Below are 1,563 nucleotides of genomic sequence, written 5' to 3' on the forward strand. Positions count from 1 at the left end.
TTTAGGGTGGTTTTAGCAGAGGGGCTCACCTGTTCCCATTCCGAACACAGAAGTTAAGCCCTCTAGCGCCGATGGTACTGCGAAAGCGGGAGAGTAGGTCGCCGCCAGTTTTTTTTAAACCTCAATCATTTATTTGATTGAGGTTTTTTTTGCTCCAAACTTAAACTTATTATTATTATATTATATCCGATTGGAAGTCTCCCTAAAAACTGGCCAATTTATACTCCTAAGATTAATGAGAAAAAACAATTAATTTTAGGATATGAGAGCGAGTAAATTTACAGACAGCCAAATATTGGCAATTTTGAAAGAATACGAATCAGGGCAGACCGCAAAAGAATTGTCTGGAAAATACGGTTTCCACTACCAAACCTTGCATTATTGGAAAAAAAATTGGTGAGATAATTACGTATTTTAAATATTCATAATAACTAATGTGATCCTTCTAATTCTCCAAAATTATTGGATTAATTATTGTCCTTAGGCTCTTTTCCTTTCTTTTTTAGCATTAACTAAAAAAAATGCTATACTAACTACGCTGATATCTTTAAATCAATGTTATACTTTAAAAAAATAGATTACCTCAGGTATTACCATTATTCATTTTATTTAAATTTTTCTAGAAAGCCTACTGATTTAATATCTCAAATTTGGAGGACTAGATACTTTTTATTAACGGGCACTATGGAACGAGCTAGCTGAAGTAATTATAGCTTCTTTTCATATAACTAGTATTTAAATATAACTGAGTTAGTTGAAACATGATATAGAAGATTTGGATGTCAGTTTATTCGATGATGATGTTACAACCAATTCAACTGGTGCAAAGATTGATTTATATCTTCAATGTTTGGGAGTAAGATCCGTTATGTACTTTGGGTATAGATTTTAAAAATATTCAGACTCATATATTATTAATAATTTTTCCAATTTGTTCACCTTTGAGTTGTTCGTAACAAATGATTCTCAATAAAAGATATATCTTACATCGATTTTTTTGCCAATATCAATATGTTCAAGTTTAATTGATCTTAAGGTTTTTACAATTCATGACTGGATGTATTTACTTATTCATTAGATCTGATATATAAATATTAGTTTTACTTGAATGAGAATATTTTTCAACAATTTTTTTTTCTTTAGTTCTTGTTTACAACCCTAATGAATTGCTTTCTAGTAAACTATTTTTGCTTTTTCATTAATTTAAATATAATGGATGTTTGTGATGGAAAAGTATGATTACTAGAACTAATTAAAATTAAACGCGCTACAAATCAGAGTATTTGGTTTACAGGAATCATAAAATAGGCGAATAAGTTTGCGGTTATGATAAAAGTATGTATTTTTGCCACCGCTTTAAGAGAGCGGCGCAGGAGGCGATTAGGAATGATATTAGGATAAAATAAGGGGTTTTAAATTCCGAAAAAATATCTAATAAAAAGTTTGCTAATGATAAAAGTTTAGTTATCTTTGCAACCCCAAACGAGAGTTAGGGGAGCGCAGATAAGGTTAAGCAAACGTAATCAAAACAATTTTCGAGTAACGAAAAAAAACTTTAAAAAA

1 protein-coding gene and 1 rRNA gene are annotated in these 1,563 nt (G+C 30.0%); both read left to right on the top strand.

The genetic code is table 11. The annotated features are described in order from the left end of the window. The first annotated feature begins 2 nt into the window (after positions 1 to 2). Positions 3 to 110, top strand: a 5S ribosomal RNA gene (rrf, locus tag DRF58_RS18015). Positions 111 to 262: 152 nt separating this feature from the next. After that, positions 263 to 400: a transposase gene (locus DRF58_RS18020; RefSeq protein WP_116037332.1), complete on the top strand. Its 138-nt coding sequence runs from the start codon at positions 263 to 265 to the stop codon at positions 398 to 400. Positions 401 to 1,563: the final 1,163 nt, after the last annotated feature.

This window comes from Epilithonimonas hispanica (genome assembly GCF_003385395.1).
Lineage (GTDB): Bacteria > Bacteroidota > Bacteroidia > Flavobacteriales > Weeksellaceae > Epilithonimonas > Epilithonimonas hispanica.